This is a genomic window from Streptomyces synnematoformans, assembly GCF_039531005.1.
Classification (GTDB): domain Bacteria; phylum Actinomycetota; class Actinomycetes; order Streptomycetales; family Streptomycetaceae; genus Streptomyces; species Streptomyces synnematoformans.
The window spans coordinates 1-18,733 of record NZ_BAAAPF010000006.1; the positions used below are offsets into that span (position 1 = coordinate 1).

An 18,733-nucleotide genomic window follows, 5' to 3' on the forward strand; every position below is an offset into this window, starting at 1 on the left:
AGCGCCCGGTCGCGTGCATCCCCGGCGCCCGCTCCGCCTCCAGCAGCGTCACCCGGCGTCCGCCGCACCGGCGGGCGAAAAACCATCCCGCCGCGGCACCGGCAATGCCTCCCCCGACGACCAAGACGTCAGCCGCCGTCACCCGCCGTTCCCGGCTCCGCCGGTCCCGTGGGACCGGGAGCCGCCGGCTCCGCCGGACCGGCGGTGCCGGCCGACGGCCCGGCCGTCGTCTTCGGCCGGTCGGTACCGCCTGCCGCGGTACGCACGTCCGCCGGCGGTCCCGGCTCGGCCCTCCCCGGCACGGTCAGCAGCGCGAGAAGCAGGGCGAGCGCCGTGACGCCCGCCGCCACGAGGAATCCGCGGCCGACGCCCTCGGACAGCGCGGCCTCCGCGTCCGCGTGGCCCTGCGCCTCCACCGTCGCCCACACCACCGTGCCGAGCACGGCCAGGCCGGTGGCGCCGCCGATCTGCCGGGACATGTTGAACAGGCCGGAGGCGGCGCCCGAGTCCTCGTCCGGTACGTCGGCGAGCGCGGCGATCGTCAGCGGCACGCTGACCACACCGAGACCCGCGTACGTCAGCACCGTGGGAACCAGCATCCCGGTGGCGTACCCGGCGGAATCGCCGATCCGCGACAGCCACAGCATGCCGACCGTAGCGACCAGCAGCCCGCCGCACACCAGCGGCCGCGTGCCGACCACCGCGACGAGGCGCGAGCTGACCTTGGCGCCCAGCACCAGCAGCCCGGTCAGCGGGATGTACACGAACGCCGTCTTCAGTGGCGAGTAGTCCCATACCCGCTGCAGGAAGAGCGTGAGGAAGAAGAAGATGCCGAACATCGCGGTGCTGGTGAGAGCGAACACCGCGTACGTACCCGGCCTGGTCCGGCCGGCGAACAGCCGCAGCGGCACCAGCGGCTGCTTGCTCCGCTTCTCCACCAGCACGAAGACCGGCAGCAGCACCACCGCGAGCACCAACGCGCCGACGACTGCGGGAGAGCTCCAGTTGCCGCCGTCCGCGGCGCCGTCGATCAGCCCGTAGACCAGCAGCAGCGCCGCCAGTGTCCCGGTGACGGCGCCCGCCGCGTCGAACGCGCCGCGCCGCCGCTCCGTCTCCTTCAGCACCCGCCGGCTCACGGCGAGGATCGCGACCCCGATCGGGACGTTGACGAACAGCACCCAGCGCCAGGAGAGATACGACGTGATCAGCCCGCCGGCCATGATGCCGACGCCACCGCCCGCCGTCGCCACCGCCGTGTACCAGCCCACCGCCCGATTGCGCTCCGGCCCCTCGGGGAACGTCACCGCGATCAGCGAGAGCGCGGCCGGCGACGCCGCCGCCGCGCCCACGCCCTGCGCCGTCCTGCACACCACCAGCAGCCACGGCTCCCAGGCCATGCCGCCGAGCAGCGAGGCGACGGTGAACAGCGCGATGCCGGCGGTGAACACCTGCCGCCTGCCCAGGATGTCGCCGCACCGGCCGCCCAGCATCAGCAGCCCGCCGAAGGCGATCGAGTACGACGCGACGACCCACTCCAGGTCGGAGCCCGACAGGTCGAGCGAGCGCTGCATGCTGGGCAGCGCGACGTTGACGATGGTCGCGTCGAGCAGGAACATCAACTGCGCCGTGGAGATCACCAGGAGCGCGACGGAGCGCCGCCTGCGCGCCACGTTCGACGCGGGGGCGTCGCCGGGCTCCGCGGACCCCGCCGGAGGAGAGGACCCCCGGGGGGGCGGGGAGCCAGGCGACGCCGTCATCGGCGGGCGGCGTACTCGATCTCGAGGCGCTCGCGCAGCGGATGGCGCAGCACCTTGCCCAGCGAGTTCTTCGGCAGCTCCCAGACGAACTGCACCCGGTCCGGCCACAGCACCCGGGCCGTCTTCTCGGCCGCCAGGTGCGCGTGCACCGACTCCAGCGTCGGCGGTTCGCCGTCCGCCACGACCACCGCGCACACCAGCTCAGCCCTGGGCAGCTGAGGATCGGGGTAGCCGACGAGTGCGACCTCCCGGATGTTCGGGTGCCGGGTGAGGACGGACTCGACCTCCAGTGTGGCGATCTTCTGGCCGTTGGCGCGGTTGATCTGGTCCACCCGGCGGCCGGTGATGCGGATACCGCCGCGGCCGTCGTCGCGCGCCAGGTCGCCGGTGTCGAACCAGCCGTCGGCGTCCAGGCACGCCTCGTACACCTCGCGCTGGCCCAGATAGCCCAGGCACTGCGAGGCGCCGCGGACCAGCAGCCGGCCCACGGCGGGCTCCGGCCCGCCCGGCCGGGCGTCGATGCGCACCTCCATCGACGGCTCCGCCCGGCCGTCGCTGTGCGCCGCCCAGCCTTCCGGGTCGTCGTCCCGGGTCACGGTGACCGCGCCGTTCTCGGTCATGCCCCACAGCGCACGCACGGGCAGGTCGAAGACCTCCCGCATCTCCGAGATCAGCCGCGGCTGAATGGGCGCCGAGCCGGAGACGACCTGCACCACGGCGGAGGTGTCCCGCGGCTGACCGCGCTGAATCTCCAGCATCTCGGCCAGCCGCGCCGGCGCGGCGTACGCCCACGTGACGCGGTGCTCGGCGAGCAGGTCGAGGAAGAACTCCACGTCGAGGTGGTCGGACTGCGTGACGCAGGTGGCGTGCAGCAGCAGCGGCATGTAGCAGGCGTAGGTCAACCCGGCCATGTGCGTGGCGAAGGCCGGGATCGAGATGATGTCGCCGGCGGTCAGCCGGTGCGGCCGGGAGACCGCGAGCACCGCGGCGTGCAGGGTGTTCTGGCTGTGCACCACGCCCTTCATCCGGCCGGTGGTGCCGGAGGTGTAGAGCAGCAGTGACGGGTCGTCCGGCCCGAGCCGGGCGGCCTGCGCCACCGGCGGGTGGTCGGTCCGTACGAAGAACTCCTCGAAGTCCAGCGCCCCGGACGCGGCGGCGTCGCCGACCACCACCCGGTGCGCCAGCGTCTTCGGCGCGGCCTCGGCCAGCCGGGCGCCGTAGTCGGTCTCGCCTATCCGGTCGACCGTGACGCAGACCTTCGCGCCGCTCTCCGTGAGCACGTACGCCAGCTCGCGCACGTCGAGCGCGGGCATCACCGGCGAGGTGACGGCGCCGATCCGGTGGCACGCCAGGAAGAGCGGGGTGAGCTGCCACCGGTTCGGCATGTACAGCGCGACGACGTCGCCGCGTCCGACGCCGAGCGCCGCCAGCGCCGCCGCGAACCGTTCGACGACGTCCGCAAGCTCGGCGTAGGTGAGCGTTCTGGCGCGATCACGACCCTCGTACGCGATGATCGCGGGGTGCTCCGGGCGTAAACGGACCGCCGCCAGAAGGTCGTCGAGGAACGTCTCGTCCCTCCACCAGCCCGCCGTGCGGTACGCGTCCGCCTGTTCCCGGCCTGGCGTGACGAGCGTTCCCCACAAGCCCACCGCGGCAATCCCCCTCGTACGCAAGCACGAATATGGCGGCTGATCCTAACGGGACGGTCCGGCCCAGCGGTAGACCGCTTGTGTGGCCAATTCCTTGTGCTGCTTTCGGACTTGACAGGAAGTTCGTGCTACCGGAGGCTCCGGGCACGGGAAGGCAGAGGGCCGCGTCGCCACGCACCCGACGGGAGGCACCGTGAAGATCGGCTTGCTGGGCTGGGACTACACCGGAATCGATCCCGATGGCCCGAGCCTCGTGGAGTACGGGCGGGAACGCGGGCACGAGATGTCGTTCTTCACGCTGGAGGAGATCGCGTACCGCACCGGGCCCGGCGGCGACGTGGAGCTGTCGCTGCGCGGAGAGCCCGCGGCGGCCTTCGACGCGATCCTGAACCGGGCCAAGCTGTACGGCGACGACTGGCAGGACCGGGTCGAGCGGCTGACGATGCTCAGTGACACCCCGGGGCCGCGCATGTTCGACCCCGCGGAGGCGTGGCTGACCGGGTACAGCAAGTTCCAGATGGCGCAGCGGCTGGCGGCGGCCGGGCTGCCCGTGCCGCCGCTGCGGTCGGTGACCACCACCGCCGAGGTCGAGGCGGTGTGCGCCGAATGGGGCCAGGTGATCATCAAGCCGTCGTTCGGCTACCGCGGGCAGGATGTCGAGCGGATCGCCGACTACGCCGCCGACAAGGCACTCGCCGAGGAACTCCTCTCCCGTCACCGCACGCTGGTGTGCCAGCCGTACTACCCCACCGAGGGCGGTGAGTACCGGATCACCGTCGCCGGCGAGGTCGCCCCGATCAACATGCTGAAGCTGCCGGCGGCCGGGTCCTGGCGCTGCAAGACGCTGGAGGGCTCCAGCTTCGAGCGCTTCGACGCTCCCGACGAGCTGATCGAGCTGTCGGTGGCGGCGACCCGCGCCATGGGCCTCACACTCTCCGGACTCGACGTCCTGCCGACCCCCGACGGCTACGTCATCCTTGAGGTCAACGCGGTGCCGGGATTTCTGTCGCTGCTCGGCAGAGAACAGCACCGGCAGGTGCTCGGCGGCGTGTTCGACTGGGTGGAGCGGAGCATGGCGGCGGGCTGATCGGGCACCGCCGCCGGGCTCTGTCAACCGCCGGGGCGGCGCAGCACGGTCGGCGCCAGCGACGGCGCCGCGTACAGCGCGGTGTTCACCGGGGACTCGCAGACGAGGTTGACCGCGAGCTGCCGCGGACCGCCGGCGGCGGCCGGAGGGCTGCTCCCGCCGCCCGTGCCGCCCGCGCCGGTGTGCTCGCCGCCCGGCGCGGACGCCGGATAGCCGAGCATCAGCGTCGGGTCGCTGAGTGCGCCGAGCCGCAGCACCAGGTCGGCCTCGTCCGTACCCGCCGGGTCGGTGAAGTCCTGTGCGGGCACCGGCCGGAAGCCCAGCCCGGCCTTGAACACGAACAGGCCCGGCTTGGTGAGGTGCCCCGACAGGTTCGGCTCGTCGCCGAGCGTGGCGTACTCGTACCCCTTCTCCCGGGCGATGCGCAGCGCCGCGGTGTACAGCGCCCGCGGCAGGCTGCGGCGCCGCCACCCCGCGCTGACCGCGGAGAACCGCAGCACCGCGGTTCGGATGTCGGGCCGTTCCAGCACCAGCACGCCGCCGACGACGTCGGTGCCGTCCGCGCCCCCGCCGCCGTCGCCGTCCCCGGCGACGGCGAAGACGCCGAAGAACTTGTCCGGGCCGTTCAGGACCGTGTCCCGGTAGTCCAAGGCGAACGGCACGCCGAAGCGCATCCGCGCCACGCGCGCCGCGTACAGGACGAGGAAGCGGTCCAGCAGCTCCGGAGTGACGGGGTCGGCCACCACCTCCCGCAGCCCCGCCGCGGCGGCGCGGCGCTGCGCCCTGCGGATCGACTGCCGGTCGGCCCGCTCCAGCAGGCCCAGGAACGCCGCCTCGTCCGCACCCAGCTCCGCCAGCCACGTCACCGCGGACGGCTTGACCACGAAGCCGCGCGCGGCCAGCTCACCGGCCAGCCCCGCGGGCGGCTCCGGCAGCCGGACCACGTCGATCCGCTCCCGGACCTGTGCCCAGGGCCGGCGGTCCAGCTCCGCCGGCTCGATCACGGCGAGCGCCAGGCCGTAGTGGTCCCGCAGCTCCATGTCCGGGCTACGCGCCGGCCGTTGCGGGCTCGGCCAGGCGCTGTGCGAAGCACGTCAGCGCGCGCGAGAAGCTGCCGGCGTACTCCTCGACCAGCCGCAGGAACTCCGCCGCGTCCGCGTTGTCCGTGACCAGCGTGGTCATGCCGGTCTCGTCATCGCTGACCTGCGCGGCGTGAACCGTCTCCGCCTTGATGTGGGCGTCGATCCAGGCGAACTGCTCCTTCTCGGTGAAGACCTTCTCGCCGCCCGCGGTCACCTTCCCGTACATCCGCCGGAACGCCACCGCGATGTCGAGCGCGATGGTCTCCACGACGCGCAACTGCACGGCGGCGCCGTGCGGGGAAACGGCGAGCCGGTCCATGTTCGCGAGCAGCTCCGCCACCGGGCCCGGCAGCTCCTGCGCCCGGGCGCGCTCCGGCTCGCCCACGCGTGCGGCGAGGGGCGCGGTGATGGTGTCGTCCCACCAGACGTAGTGGATGCCGGCCGGCCCGCGGGGCGCGACCGAGCTGAACTCGGGGGCGGCGTTGTCCAGGTCGTCGCCGATGACGCGGTAGACGGTCTGGAGGGCGCCCAGGAGCGTACGGGACGGGTCGCGGTCCGCCGCGAAGGAACGGGCGATCACTCCCAGCCCGGCCAGCGTGGTGAACATGAAGCTCTTGGTCATCGCCCGCCACCACACGGCGATGTCGAGCCCGGCCTCCGGGGTGACGGCGCCGGCGTTGCGCGCGGCGGCGAAGAACGGGTTGTCCGTCCGACGCAGTTGCGCCTTGTCGATCTGCTCCTCCACCCGGTCGTCGAGCCGGCTCCGGTCGACGGCGGGCAGTTCCGCTGCAACAGCCACATGCACTCCAGGGTGTCCGTCGGGATGTGCTCCTGTATTTCCGTTCCGTGCGGGTCGCGCCGTTCCTTCGGCCGCCGCGCGGTGACGCGCGGGCGCCGGGCCCGTCCGGGCCCTTGCTCTACACTCCCAGCGACGCCTTGACCGCGGCGAAGTACGGGATGTGCCGGTAGTCGCCGGCCTCGGCGTCGTAGTCCGTGTAGGCATGGGTGAACTCCAGCAGCCGCTTCTTCACCGCGGCCACCGGCTCCTGGTGGATCCTGCGCTCGATCGCCTCGATCTCGCCGAGGAACCCGGCCAGCACCCCGGGGAGGTCCCGGTCGAGGTAGATCAGGCCGTCCCGAAGCCGCAGCCCGCCGTGCTCCGTGAGATAGGAGAAGAGAAGCTGCGAGGCGACGGCGTCGTAGTTGGGGCGGGGTATGCCCTCGACCGCGTAGCGCAGCAGCCGTTCGGCGAGGATGTACTCGTACGTCAACCGCGCCGGTTCCGCCGGCAGCGCGGCGTCGCCGAGGAGCGCCAGCATGCCGGACACGTCGACGCGCAGCTCCTCCAGCCCGGCCAGCGGCTTCGACTTCTTCGCCGGGAGGAACTCCGGAATGGGCATATCGCCCTGCCTGTGGTGGTATTCGTGCAGTCGCACCCACCAGGACGAAGCCATCTCTATCTCCGCGTCCGTGGCTTTCTGCACAAGTGGCAGACTGCCTTCCGCAAGGACCGGTCCCAGCATGCGGCGGGTGATTCGGCGATGTCGCTCCACGAACTTGTCGATGAAATAGAAGATCTGGTCGTCCGGCTCCTGCACCCCGTCGATGTGATTCTCCGGGAACAGCGCCACCACCGGCCGGCTGCCGAATCCCGCGGAGCGGGCGACGATGTTCACCGGCATCGTATTACTGGCGTACCGCTCGGCCAGGTGCGGATTCGTCGGCAGGGTTTCGTACGCCAGGAACTCCAACCGCAGCGAGGGGAAGTACGAGGCATCGAACAGGGAGAACAGCCGGTTGTCCCGCCTTGTGTTGATGTGTTCCTTGACAGCTGCGAGCCGTCGGCCCGGGGTGAAGTCGCGTATGTCGTCCAGAAAGGCACGGACCGCGGGTTCCCGGCACAGTCCCGGCATTTCCTCGATGCGACGGGCGAGTCGGGTAAGCATCTCCGGATCCCGGAATAAGGCACGGTCGGCGAGGTCCCGGCGGATTTCATCGGTCTCTGCGCACAGCGAGTTCAGCGGATCCATCCAATGCCTCCGGACCGGAGCGGGATTCAGGTGAACGAGCGGAGTCGCGGAATCGCGAGTCGATCAGGGGATCTTAACTCCGTGTCAAGACCGTGGCTAGGGTACGTGCGCATCACCATTCGAGAGCGCCTTCGCAGCCGGGGAGCACGAGCGGTGTCCCGCCGGCCGCGACGCGGGAGGAGGGGCGGCGGCGTGCGGAGAACACGGCGTGGGAGACGGCGGCGTTCGCCCGCCCAGCAGCTCGCGCTGGCCGAGCGGGAGCCGCCTCCTGCCCGGCCCGTTCCAGGAGCCCGGCCGCGGAACGAAACGGCCTCGGCGCAAACCTCGGCCCGCCGCCAGCGCCTCCGCAACCTCCCACAGCCGCTCCCGGGCCCGTTGCTCCTCCCGACCTCGGCTATCGCGGCTTCCACGGCGACCGGGTCCCGACACGTCGTCACAAACGGTCATGATCGCGGCCGTGACCTCGATCACGGACTCCGGGTACGCGCCGCCGGATCCGCCGGTCCGCGTCACCAGGTCACCCGTGGCGGATCTCGTGCCAGCGGCGCCACCGCCCGCTCCTTGCACACGTACGAGGATCCGCCCGAGCCACGGGTACGCGGCCTTCTCCAATTCATGAACCCGGTTCGACGTAATTCGGGGGTTCTAGAGGTCCAGCCAGGGTGAACATGCAGGTCACGGAGCTTCAGTTGGCTGAGAAGACCGAAAGTGCCTAGTGCCACATCAGGCAACGTTGGCCCTGTTGTGACGCGCCGTCCGGGTGTCGGCCCGGACGGCGCGGAAACGCCATGCTGTTCCCGTGGCAGAACGAGTGCAGGTCCGGGAGATCGACGATGACGAGGGCGGGCGGCTGCTGCGGATCATCCGCAGGGGCACCGGGTCGGTGGTGACCTGGCGGCGGGCCCAGATGGTCCTGCTGTCCGCCCAGGGCATGCCGGTGGCGAAGATCGCCGAGGTGACGTTCACCGGCGCGGACCGGGTCCGGGATGTGATCCACAACTTCAACACCGACGGCTTCGACTCCCTGTATCCGAAGTACAAGGGCGGCCGGCCCAGGACCTTCACGCTGCCCGAGCGGCGCGAGATCAAGAAGATCGCGAAGTCCAAGCCGACCGAACACGACCTGCCGTTTTCCACCTGGAGTCTGACCAAGCTGGCGGACTTCCTGGTCGCCGAGGGGGTGGTCGACGACATCAGCCACGAGGGCCTGCGCATTCTGCTCCGCGAGGAAGGCGTCTCCTTTCAACGCCTGAAGACCTGGAAGACCTCCCGCGACCCCGACTACGCCGCCAAGAAGGCCCGCGTCGAACACCTCTACGCGATCGCCGACGGCGAGGTTGTACCCGAGGACGGCGAGCCCGAAGCCATCTTCTGCATGGACGAGTTCGGCCCGCTCAACCTCGTGCCCCACCCCGGGAAGCAGTGGGCCGAACGCGGCGGCAAGCACAAGGACCCCGACCGCGAACCCCGCCGCAGGCGCCGGTCGACCTACAACCGCTACGGCGGAGTCCGGCACCTGTTCGCCGCCCTGAACCTGGCCAAGGACAAGCTCTACGGCCACATCAAGCCGATCAAGAAGCGCACCCACTTCCTGGAGTTCTGCCGCTACCTGCGCAGCCTCTACCCGCCCGAGGTCCGTATCGCGATCGTCTGTGACAACTTCTCCCCGCACCTGACCACGAAGAGGTGCCAGCGGGTCGGCACCTGGGCGGCAGCGAACAATGTCGAGATCGCCTACACCCCGACCAACAGCTCCTGGCTGAACCGCATCGAAGCCCAGTTCACCGCCCTGCGCTACTTCACCCTGGATGGCACCGACCACGCCACCCACAAGGAACAGGGCAGCATGATCCGCCGCTACATCATCTGGCGAAACCGCCACGCCGACGACCGGCGCCTACGCGCCGTCGTCGACAGAGCCAACGTCGCCTGACACAGCCGCACCCCGACGAAACAACGCGGTCCACAGGAACGTCACGCCGAACAGTGCTGACTCAGGGGGTTCCTCGCGCATGCGGCGCAGTTCGACCTCTACCAGGTCAGAGAAGATCCAGCGCAGCGATTCGGGTGTGTAGGCGAGGCCGCCTTGCAGCTCGCGTTCACGGTAGAGGTCAGCGTCGGTGAGTTCCGACCCCATTCCCGCCTCGCCGGCGGCGAAGCTGGTGAGTGCGAGGTGGCCGCCAGGGGCGAGGACGCGGTCGAGGAGGCCCAGATAGCTGACGCGGCGGTGAGGCGGTAGGTGGTGGAAGCACCCTGAGTCGACGACCAGGTCGTACGGGCCGCTCAACTCGTTGGCATGGAGCGCGAAAGCGTCACCGCACATGAAACGGATGTCGACTCCAGCCTCGTGAGCCCGGTCCTCGCCCCAGGCAACGGCAATGGGAGAGAGGTCGACGGCGTCCACCTCGAAGCCGCGCGCTGCGAGGTACAGAGCATTGCGGCCCGGCCCGCACCCCAGGTCCAGGGCTCGACCGGGAGCAAGCTGGCCCTCGTCGAGGTAGGCAGCCAGGTGCTCGTCCGGCTTCGCCGCGAAGAACGGGACGGGCCTCGACCGGTCGGCGTAGAAGCGGTCCCAGAAGTCCTTGCCGTCGCCGGTCGCCGAGCGGCCGGCCTCGGATTGAGATGTGAAGAGTCCGTCCAGGAGCGCGAGAACGTCCTCCACGGTGCGTACGGTCCGGTCCATCCGGCCCCCTTTCGACAGAGATCGATGATAGGAACGGCGGGAATTAAAGGCCAGGTCAGACGGCATATGGTGATGGGTGGAGTGGGCTACTGCGGCCCCCGCAGCGGGCCGGGAAGGAACCCATCAGATCCCGACCCGGCATTTGCCCAAGCACCCATCAGTGGGGCAGGAAGGGACCATCCTCGGCCGTGCCGGGGAAACTATTGCGACGAGTTTTCCAGCGGTGCTACAGGGCGAACGTTGTCTGATGCGGCACTAGCCGGTTGCAAGCCTTCCAGGTCCAGAACCTAAGCGCGCCGGCCACGGCAGGATCGCTGGTGTTGGCGGTCTGCAGCGGGAGTAGGTCGCCGGCCAAGCTCTGCATCTCGGCTTCGAATTCGTCGTTGTATTCCCAGTTGTCTTTGGGAACTTCGTAGCCGGGGGCGATCAGGTTGTTCCCGCATGCAGCGGAGTCCATCTCCATGCAGGTGTGGTCTTGGAACGTGGGGTTGTTCTCGTCAAGAAGAGGTTGGACTTCGCCGGAGTCGGCGTGAGACAGAACGTAAGAACGGCTGGACCCTGGCGGAGGCTGCCGGCGACACGGGTCCTCAGGGGATGCAGCGACTGCTGAACCACTACCTGTGGGACGCCGACGCTCTGCGTGACGACGTCCGCGACGCGGTCGTGGAGCAAATCGGAGATCCCGAGCGGGGAATTCTCATCCTCGACGAGACGGGATTTCTGAAGAAGGGCATCCGGTCGGCGGGGGTGGCCCGGCAGTACTCGGGGACGGCCAGCCGGATCGAGAATTCCCAGATCGGGGTGTTCCTGGCCTATGGTTCCGACCGGGGGCGGGCCCTGATCGACCGCGAGCTGTATCTCCCGAAGGAGTGGATATCGGACCGTGAGCGCTGCCGTGCTGCCGGTATCGGTGACGATGTCGAGTTTGCCACCAAGCCGGACATGGGCCTGCGCATGCTTCAGCGTGCTGTGGCATCGGGGATCCCCTTCGGGTGGGTGACCGTCGATGAACTCTACGGCGAGACGAGCCGGATCCGGATGTGGCTGGAAGAACACGACATCCCCCATGTCCTCGCCGTCCCGAAATCTCAGATGGTCATGACCATGGAATTCTTCGGCCAGGCCCCCGCGCACAGGTTGGTCAGTGAGCTTCTTCGAGGTGGCCACCGATCAGGTGACGGTTCGCGAGCCGCAACGAGCGAGGCCCCCGGGCTGTTGATCGAGATGTCTGACGTCTCAATCACCTTGCTCGGGGGCCTCGTTGGTCAGCCATCCTGCCGCACTCGACCTGCCCCATACGCTCGTCGAGTGGGTCACCATGCTGCTTGTCACTCGCGAGGGCGACCGTCGCTGCAAGCTCCGCCCGTCTCATCGCGCGATGGTGGCGCTGGTGTACCTGCGCGAGCACACCACTCTGGCGAAGATCGCTGCCGGGTTCGGCATCAGCGAGTCCACCGCACACGCCTACACCAGCACGGTCGTCGACCTTCTCGCCGCACGTGCACCGGGCCTGCTGAAGACGCTACGCGACCACGATCCTGACTTCGTCCTCCTGGACGGGACCCTTGCCGAGTGCGACCGGGTCGGCGACGGCCGGGCCGACTACTCCCACAAGCACCGGCGCCACGGCGTGAACGTCCAGGTGGTCACCGATCCGGACGGCCGACTGCTGTGGCTCTCACCCACACTGCCGGGCCGCACCCACGACCTGACCGCCGCCCGCACCCACCGGATCATCCGAATCTGCGAGCGCCAAGACGTTCCCATCGTGGCCGACCTCGCCTACCAGGGCGGCGGCCCCTGGCTCACCACGGGCATCAAACGCAGGCCCCTCCAGGCACTCACCCCCACCGAGAGAACCCGCAACCGCGCCCTGGCCGCCGCACGAGCACCCGTCGAACGCGGCGTTGCCCGCCTGAAGTCATGGCGGATCTTCCGCAGATCCCGATGCAGCCCCACCCGCATGACGTCAATCGCCAAGGCGGTTCTCACCCTGGAGTTGCAACGCTGAAGAGGCTCAGTGAACTCCCCGACGGCGCTTGGGCGCGTCTGAGCTGCGGTGACGGAGCCCACGGGCCGCGCGAGTACGACTGGGCGGCTGCCCCGATCCGGCCCTGGCGACGGGAAGGCTGGGACCATTGGTTACTGGCCTGGCGCAGCCTCACCGACCCTGCGGACATCGCCTACTACATCTGCTTCTGCCCGGCCGGAACTCCGTTGGAGGAACTGGCGCGGATTGCGGGATCGAGGTGGATGGTCGAAGAGTGTTTCCAGACCGCGAAGAACGAGACCGGGCTCGATCATTACCAGGTCCGCGCCTACACCGCCTGGTATCGGCATATAACCCTCTCCATGGCCGCTCTCGCCTTCCTCGCCGTCCTGCGGGCAGAGGCAAAAAAAGGGGATCCGGACGCCGGCAGCGATCAATCCCTCATACCCGTGACCATGAACGAGGCCCGGCGACTCTTCAACCGCATATCCTCTCCCATCCGTCATCGCATCCAGCACGTACTCGCCTGGTCCATGTGGCGAAGAAGAGGCCAGGCCCGAGCCCGCGTCAGTCATTACCAACGCAGAGGTCATCACGGAGTGTCGTTGCAGTACTAAATCATCCGGATCACAGAGGAAATAACGCCAACACTTCCACCAATCGCCATGAAAACACCCGCGAGGCGCTGAAATCTAAACGAGCCACCAAAAGGGATCTTTGGGTCGACCGCACTCCGACCTGACAAATTTTCGAACAGCTTCTCAGCAACCCCGAAGGAATTCCATGCAACACCTCCGCCGATTGCAACCAACACGAGGCTCAGAAGCAAAGTAACCAGCGGCGGCCCAGGAGATCTTGAAGCCATAAGTACCGCATCTTCCGACACACCTTACCCCTTTAATCAATGGATCATGTAGGAGAAATTCATCCCCACGAATACACCAAACCCCGGGGTGTAGGATGCTCCGCCCCACCATTGCCGGCCCGACGCCTGATCCACAGAATACGCAGGAAGGTCCGGATTGGAGACGGGCCCTCCTGTCACACACCCTCATGGATGTCGCTGGCGCATGCCTGCAGACTAAACCACGACTGGTTTGCACTTTCGACGGTCGTGAAACCTGCCGCTCTACCAAACCCTCCGAAACCCAATGCACCTACAGACAAATACCCATGACCATCACCGGCATAGGTGTATCCCACGCACAGAGCCAGACAGAACGTCACTCCGGATGTGCCGTTCCGGACGAAGTTTGTTCCAGGACCGTCCCCTCCACGCACCCCGCAGGCCCCGCTTTTGCGGGCATAAGAGTTTTCGCAAGGATCCGATTCAACCAATTCCTCGAATTGTTGGTACATTTCGTCGGTGAATTCGGGCGATGACATCGCCTGGTCTAGCTGTTCTTGCAGCGAGATACCGCCTAGGATGGTTTGTATATTCCGTTGCAGCCTTCGTGTCGCTTCTTGGATCTTTCTCTGCGCTGCATTTTCCGCCTGCCGGACGGCTGCGGCCACCCGGACTTGCCGCCAGTAGGAGTTGAAGCTGCGGGTGTTGTGGCGGACGAGGGTGCGGTATTTGCTGGTGGTGTGGCCTCGGCTGTTGGTGTAGCCCTGGTTGCGGTACCAGCTTTTGCGGACCTTGTTGTTGCCGAATCCCTTCTTGGTGACTTCGTCGTAGAGCATCTCACCGGTGGGGTCGGATGCGGTGACGGGGGTGTTGTTGGCGTAGGCGTAGGCGTTGGCCTGGAGGGGGTTGGCGGGGTCGAGGAGGGGGTCGGGGGAGATGAAGGCGCCAAGGGCGGGGTCGTATTCGCGGGCGCCTATGTGGGTCAGGCCGGTGTCGTCGAGGGTGCCGCCGACGAAGCCCCTGGTGCCGGGGAAGTCGGGTTCGGTGCCGCTGGGGGTGGTGGGGCGGGGGGCGCCGAAGGGGAGTTGTTTGCGGCGGATGACGGCCTGGCCGGCGGCGAGGGAGACGGCGAGCATGGCGGTGCCCTGGTGGTCGGAGACCAGGAAGTGCACGGGGCTGTCGGGGGTGCGGACGGCGACGGTTTCGCCGTCGTGGGTGTAGTAGCGGGTGCCGGTGACGGTGCCGTCGGGGTTGAGGTGGAGTTCGTTGCCTTCGGGCAGGTAGAGGGTGGCCGTGTCGTCGCTGCCCGTGGCCAGGAGGCGGTTGCCGTCGGTGTCGTAGACGTAGTCGGTGGTGGTGCCGGCTTCGGTGGCGGTGGCGAGGTGGCCTTCGTCGTCCCAGGTGTAGGTCTGGTCGGCGGTGCCGCCGGTGCGGGTGGTCATGTTGCCGGTGGCGTCGTAGTCGAGGGTTTCGCTGGTGCCGTCCTCCGCGCCGCCCGCGGTGTCGACGCGGGTGGTGCTGTGGGGGCGGGGCTGGCCGGGGGCGGGCTGGGTGTAGGTGCGGGTGACGTCCTGGTCGGTGGCGGTGCCGGCGACGGCGTGCTGGGTTTCGGTGGTGCGGTTGCCGACGGCGTCGTAGGTGTAGGAGTGCCAGTACGCTTCCGGGCCGCCGCCGACCACGGCGGGGTCGGGTTCGTTGGTGCAGGTGTCGGCGGTGGTGGTCCAGGCGTCGGTCAGGCGGCGCAGGGCGTCGGTGGCGTAGCACTGGCGGTCGGTGGTCTGCTGTGCGTCCTGGCCGCTGGTGGTGGTCTGGGAGGTGATGTTGCCGGCGTCGTCGCGGGTGTAGCGCACGTCGTCCAGGCGCTGGGGGGCGGTGGTGCGGTCGGTGACCTGGCGGGTGAGGTCGCCGGTGTGCTCGTCGTACTCGTGCGTGCGGTACAGCTTGCGCTCGCCGGTGCCGTACTCGGTGCGTACCGGGCGGGCGAAGCTGTCGTAGGAGACCTGGGAGACCAGGGCGACGCCGCCGCTGCTGGTGGCGGTGGGCAGGCCCAGGGAGTTGTATTCGGTCGCCGTCCGCTCGCTCGGCAGTCCGCCGATGCCCGGTTGGCTGATCGAGGTGCGCTTGCCGGTCTCGGGGTCGTAGGTGTAGCCGATGCGGTACGTGCCGGCGAGCGCTCCGGCGGCGTCGGGGACGGTGACGGTGGTGGCGGTGGGCTGGATGCGGGCGTTGTAGCCCTCGACGGCGGTGGTGTAGCGGCTGCCGTCGTGGATGCGGGTGGTGGAGGTGAGCTGGCCCTTGGCGAGGGTGTCGTAGACCCATTCGGCGCGGGTCTGTTCGCCCTTCTTGACGGTGGTCGGCCGGCCGAGGGCGTCGTAGCTCGTGGCCAGGGTGACGCCGCGGGCGTCGGTGACCGTGGCGGGCTGGTCGGCGGCGTTGTAGGTGGTGGTGGAGGTGCCCTTGTCGGGGTCCTTCGCCTCGGTGACGTTGCCGCGGGCGTCGCGGGTCCAGGTCCAGACGTTTCCGGCGGGGTCGGTCATCTTCGCCAGCTGGTCGTGCTTGTCGTAGGCGTAGACGGTGCTCTGGTGGGTGGTGCGGGCGGCGTTGGTGTACTGGCGGCGTTCGACGGTGTTGCCGCGGGCGTCGGTGATCTCGGTGGTGGCGGTGCCGCCGTCGGGCGGGACGACGGTGGTCTGGTCGGCGCTGTAGGCGGTGGTGGTGCGCTTGGTCTCGTCGCCGAACTTCCGCGAGATGGCGGCGGTGACGCGGCCGGAACCGTCGTGGATGTTCTCGGTCATGTTCGGCACCGTGTTGTCCGCGGCTTCGACCAGGGTCGCGGACGGATCACCGGTGGCGCGGTAGGCATGGTAGATCTTGGTTTCCAGGCCGCGGGTGTCGTACAGCGTCTCGGTGATGACGCGGCCGCCGCCCGGCGCGGGGGCTTGTGTTTCACGTTCGCGCAGCAGGCCGTCGTAGAGCGTGTAACTCGTGGTGTAGGTGCCGTCCGGCTGGATGGTCCTGGTGGCGATCGCGGCGGGCGCGGTCTTGGAGACCGAATAGCTGTAGTGCGCGGACGGGGCCGAGGGGTAGTCGGCCTTGGCCCAGCCGGGCTGCCACACCTTGACCAGCCGTCCGAGGGCGTCGTAGTCGGCGTCGGTACGGGCGCCCGCGGCGTCGACGGTCCTGGTGGGGATGCCGCGGCGCGCGTCGGTCACGGTGGTCTGCGTGTGGCCGAGCGGGTTGGTCACCACCGTCTTCGTCGGTGCCGCGCCGGTCGCGGGTGTGTACGCCGTGGTGGTCGTCTTACCGCGTACGTCGGTCTGGGTGAGCGGGCGGCCGTGGGTGTCGAAAGTGGCGGTGGCGACGGTCTGGGTGCCGGTGCCGGCCTTGTCCTGCTCGTCGATGCGGGTGATGTCGCCCTTGGTGGGGCCCTGGCCGAGGGTGGTGGATCCGTCGTAGTACGTGCGCTTGAGGGACACCAGGTCTCTCGGCAGCGTCGGAGTGGCGTCGCACGTGGTGGCGACGGTCTTCTCCTCGGCGATGGCCTCGACGAAGTTCGCGCCCGTGCTGCGCGCGTACGAGGTGGTGGTGCAGCGCTCGTCGCCGGTCTTGCCCGTGTCACCGGTCTCGGAGGCGGTCTTGACCATGCCGTACGAGTCGAAGGTGCGCTCGGTGGCGGTGCGGCGCCAGGTGCCGTCCTTCTTCAGTTCGCGTGTGGCCTCGGTCTGGACGCCGGTGTAGCGGGCGCTCTGGTCCGGCAGTCCGTCTCGGGCGTGGGTGGCGGTGGCCGGCGAGCGCCACGGGGTGTAGGCGGTGGCCTCGATGATGCCGCCGCCGTCATGTTCGTAGCTGATCTCCTCGCGGACCATGCCCGCGAACGCCTCGCGGTCGGTGACGCTGCCGCCCTCGGAGTCGGGGACGTTCGCGCCGTCGATACCGCGGAAGTAGCGGCTCTCGGCGAGCGACTTCGTCTCGCCGCCGGCACCGACGCGGGTACGGACGCGGGAGTAGCCGCGCCGCTCGGAGTAGGTGCGGAGCTTGGCCTTGGTCAGCTCGTCGGTGTCCTTGGCCCACGCCAGACCGCCCAGGTAGTCGTACGAGGTGGTCTTGACCGGCGCGCCGGCGACGTCGTCGGACTCCAGGACCTGGGTGGCGACGTAGGTGTGGAACCAGTCGCGGTAGGGCTCGAAGTCCGGGGCGGGTGCGTCCGGGGGCGACCAGTACACGGGGTAGCAGCGCTTGGTGTTGGTCGCCGGGTCGGGCAGACTGCCGGCGGTGCAGTCCTCGGCCGAGTAGGTGACGCCGATGGTGCCGCCGGTCTCGGTCTTGATGCCGTAGACCCGGTAGCGGTTCAGCGGCGGTACCTCGTCGACCGCGTTCTCCACGCGGTTCTTCAGCATCTGCCCGGAGAAGGTGACGGCGGGCAGGGATATGTCGCTGCCGGCGGTGTGGCCGGTGCGCTGGACGGACTTCAGCCACAGCGCCCGGTCGGAGCCGTCGCCGGTGGCGGGGAAGCTGTGCTCCAGCTTCCAGGAGTCGACGGGCTTGTACGAGCCGCCGACCCGCACCTTGGTGGTGACGCCCGTGAGGCGCTTACGGGAGAAGAACGACGGCGAGTACGTCTTGCACTCCTGCCCCGACCCGCACAACTGGTCGTACGGGACGTCGGGCCAGTGCTTGGCGTTGGCCGCGTTGAGCTTGCTCGCGGCGCAGTCGAAGGCGTCGGTGGGCAGGCAGCGCTCCGACACGGTGAACTCGACCCGGGCCTGGGCGCCGTTGGTGGCGTAGAGCGCGTCGCCGTCCAGGCCGTAGTCGATACGCTTCAGGTGGCCGCCGCGGTTGAAGCGGGTGTCCGTGGCCTTGCCGGTGGCGTCGTTGACGTTGAGCCCGTAGTGGTTGTGTTCCTTGCCCCAGTAGTACGTCAGGGCCTGACCGTGCGGATCGATGACGTAGTCGAGGTTCCAGCGCCATGCCTGCTGGCACCAGGAGTCCTTGAACGCGGTGGCGTGGCACGGCTCCCCGGAATGGTTGCCGAAGACCGGCACCGTCCACACCGACTGCGTCCGGGCGTCGCCGTCCTGCCAGCCCGGCAGCCGGTGGGCGCCGAAGTAGTAGCGCACCCCGTCGGGCGCGGTGACGCGCCAGTACTCGTTGTTGTTGTCACCGTTGGCCCGCTTGGACGAGGACCTCAACTCGACCCGGGTTCCGTCGCCCGCTATCTCGGGCACATCCAGCCCGTACGACCAGGAGAAGCCGCCGGAGGAGCCCCCGGCGCTCCACTTGCCCGACGGCGACAGCGGGGTGGCGGAGAAGTCACCGGAGGCCCCGGAGGCGGCGGCCGTCAGGGCGAACAGGACCGTCCCCTCGCCGGCGGTGTAGCCGGTAGCCGAGCGCTGAGCAGCCGCCGCGGGCGTGACGGGCGCGCCGGCCGGGCGCGGCGCGGCGTCGAGGCCCCGCCCATGATCCGGACGCTCGTGCCCGATTCCGAAACCGCCCTGCCGCAGCGCACGGGCACCCGGGCGCGCTCCGGCACCGCCGAGGTCGCGGACGGTCTCCGTATGGCCGAGGGTCTGGTCAGGAGCGGAGCATCGTCGTGGCTCTCCTTATTCGG

At 69.1% G+C, this 18,733-nt stretch carries 14 protein-coding genes and 2 pseudogenes; 6 read left to right on the plus strand and 10 right to left on the minus strand.

Translation table 11 applies throughout. The features are described from left to right. From ABD317_RS37720 to ABD317_RS02950, 3 genes are all read right to left on the minus strand, one after another. Positions 1-142: FAD-dependent oxidoreductase (locus ABD317_RS37720; RefSeq protein ID WP_425582258.1), on the minus strand; the 142-nt coding region annotated here is incomplete at its 3' end. Next, positions 129-1,670: an MFS transporter gene (locus ABD317_RS02945; protein WP_344287510.1), complete on the minus strand. Its 1,542-nt coding sequence runs from the start codon at positions 1,668-1,670 to the stop codon at positions 129-131. The genes ABD317_RS02945 and ABD317_RS37720, both read right to left, overlap by 14 nt. 83 nt (positions 1,671-1,753) lie before the next feature. Further along, complete coding sequence (locus ABD317_RS02950; RefSeq protein ID WP_051438284.1) at positions 1,754-3,406, minus strand: AMP-binding protein; 1,653 nt, start codon at positions 3,404-3,406, stop codon at positions 1,754-1,756. Positions 3,407-3,599: 193 nt separating this feature from the next. Here ABD317_RS02950 and ABD317_RS02955 point away from each other — a divergent pair, with 193 nt between their 5' ends. Further along, a complete protein-coding gene (locus ABD317_RS02955) occupies positions 3,600-4,493 on the plus strand; it encodes an ATP-grasp domain-containing protein (protein ID WP_344287513.1) in 894 nt (297 codons plus the stop codon). Positions 4,494-4,516: 23 nt separating this feature from the next. On the opposite strand, the gene ABD317_RS02960 is transcribed toward ABD317_RS02955, so the two are convergent. From ABD317_RS02960 to ABD317_RS02970, 3 genes are all read right to left on the minus strand, one after another. After that, positions 4,517-5,533 carry a GNAT family N-acetyltransferase gene (locus ABD317_RS02960; RefSeq protein ID WP_344287515.1) on the minus strand — a complete coding sequence of 339 codons (1,017 nt, stop codon included), beginning with the start codon at positions 5,531-5,533 and terminating at the stop codon, positions 4,517-4,519. Between the two features lie 7 nt (positions 5,534-5,540). Beyond that, positions 5,541-6,374 (minus strand): DUF6202 family protein, encoded by an 834-nt coding sequence (locus ABD317_RS02965; protein WP_344287517.1) that lies wholly within the window; start codon positions 6,372-6,374, stop codon positions 5,541-5,543. Positions 6,375-6,492: 118 nt separating this feature from the next. Then, entirely contained in the window at positions 6,493-7,488 is a 996-nt protein-coding gene (locus tag ABD317_RS02970; protein WP_344287519.1) for a DUF6421 family protein, read from the minus strand. Between the two features lie 916 nt (positions 7,489-8,404). Between ABD317_RS02970 and ABD317_RS02975 the strand changes: the two genes are divergently transcribed. After that, a complete protein-coding gene (locus tag ABD317_RS02975) occupies positions 8,405-9,538 on the plus strand; it encodes an IS630 family transposase (RefSeq protein WP_344287521.1) in 1,134 nt (377 codons plus the stop codon). Here the strand turns inward: ABD317_RS02975 and ABD317_RS02980 are convergent. Next, positions 9,503-10,288, minus strand: coding sequence for a class I SAM-dependent methyltransferase (locus ABD317_RS02980; protein ID WP_344287523.1), 786 nt, complete (start codon positions 10,286-10,288; stop codon positions 9,503-9,505). The two genes, ABD317_RS02975 and ABD317_RS02980, sit on opposite strands and share 36 nt — an antisense overlap. Positions 10,289-10,514: 226 nt before the next feature. Further along, positions 10,515-10,751: a hypothetical protein gene (locus tag ABD317_RS02985; RefSeq protein ID WP_344287525.1), complete on the minus strand. Its 237-nt coding sequence runs from the start codon at positions 10,749-10,751 to the stop codon at positions 10,515-10,517. 74 nt (positions 10,752-10,825) lie between these two features. On the opposite strand from ABD317_RS02985, the pseudogene ABD317_RS02990 reads away from it, so the two are divergent. From ABD317_RS02990 to ABD317_RS37725, 3 genes and pseudogenes are all read left to right on the plus strand, one after another. Then, positions 10,826-11,392, plus strand: a pseudogene (locus tag ABD317_RS02990) (IS701 family transposase); the annotation flags it as partial. Between the two features lie 157 nt (positions 11,393-11,549). Next, positions 11,550-12,299: a transposase family protein gene (locus ABD317_RS02995; RefSeq protein WP_344287527.1), complete on the plus strand. Its 750-nt coding sequence runs from the start codon at positions 11,550-11,552 to the stop codon at positions 12,297-12,299. A 14-nt stretch (positions 12,300-12,313) separates the two neighbouring features. After that, positions 12,314-12,895, plus strand: a pseudogene (locus tag ABD317_RS37725) (IS701 family transposase); the annotation flags it as partial. Here ABD317_RS37725 and ABD317_RS03005 read toward each other — a convergent pair. Together ABD317_RS03005 and ABD317_RS03010 are read right to left on the minus strand one after the other, a co-directional pair. Next, positions 12,892-13,164 carry a hypothetical protein gene (locus tag ABD317_RS03005; protein WP_344287529.1) on the minus strand — a complete coding sequence of 91 codons (273 nt, stop codon included), beginning with the start codon at positions 13,162-13,164 and terminating at the stop codon, positions 12,892-12,894. The pseudogene ABD317_RS37725 and the gene ABD317_RS03005 sit on opposite strands and share 4 nt — an antisense overlap. A 155-nt stretch (positions 13,165-13,319) precedes the next feature. Next, on the minus strand, positions 13,320-18,314 hold the full coding sequence (locus tag ABD317_RS03010) for an RHS repeat domain-containing protein (RefSeq protein ID WP_344287531.1): 4,995 nt from the start codon (positions 18,312-18,314) through the stop codon (positions 13,320-13,322). Here ABD317_RS03010 and ABD317_RS03015 point away from each other — a divergent pair. Then, on the plus strand, positions 18,298-18,501 hold the full coding sequence (locus ABD317_RS03015) for a hypothetical protein (protein ID WP_344287533.1): 204 nt from the start codon (positions 18,298-18,300) through the stop codon (positions 18,499-18,501). The genes ABD317_RS03010 and ABD317_RS03015 overlap by 17 nt on opposite strands. Positions 18,502-18,733 lie beyond the last annotated feature (232 nt).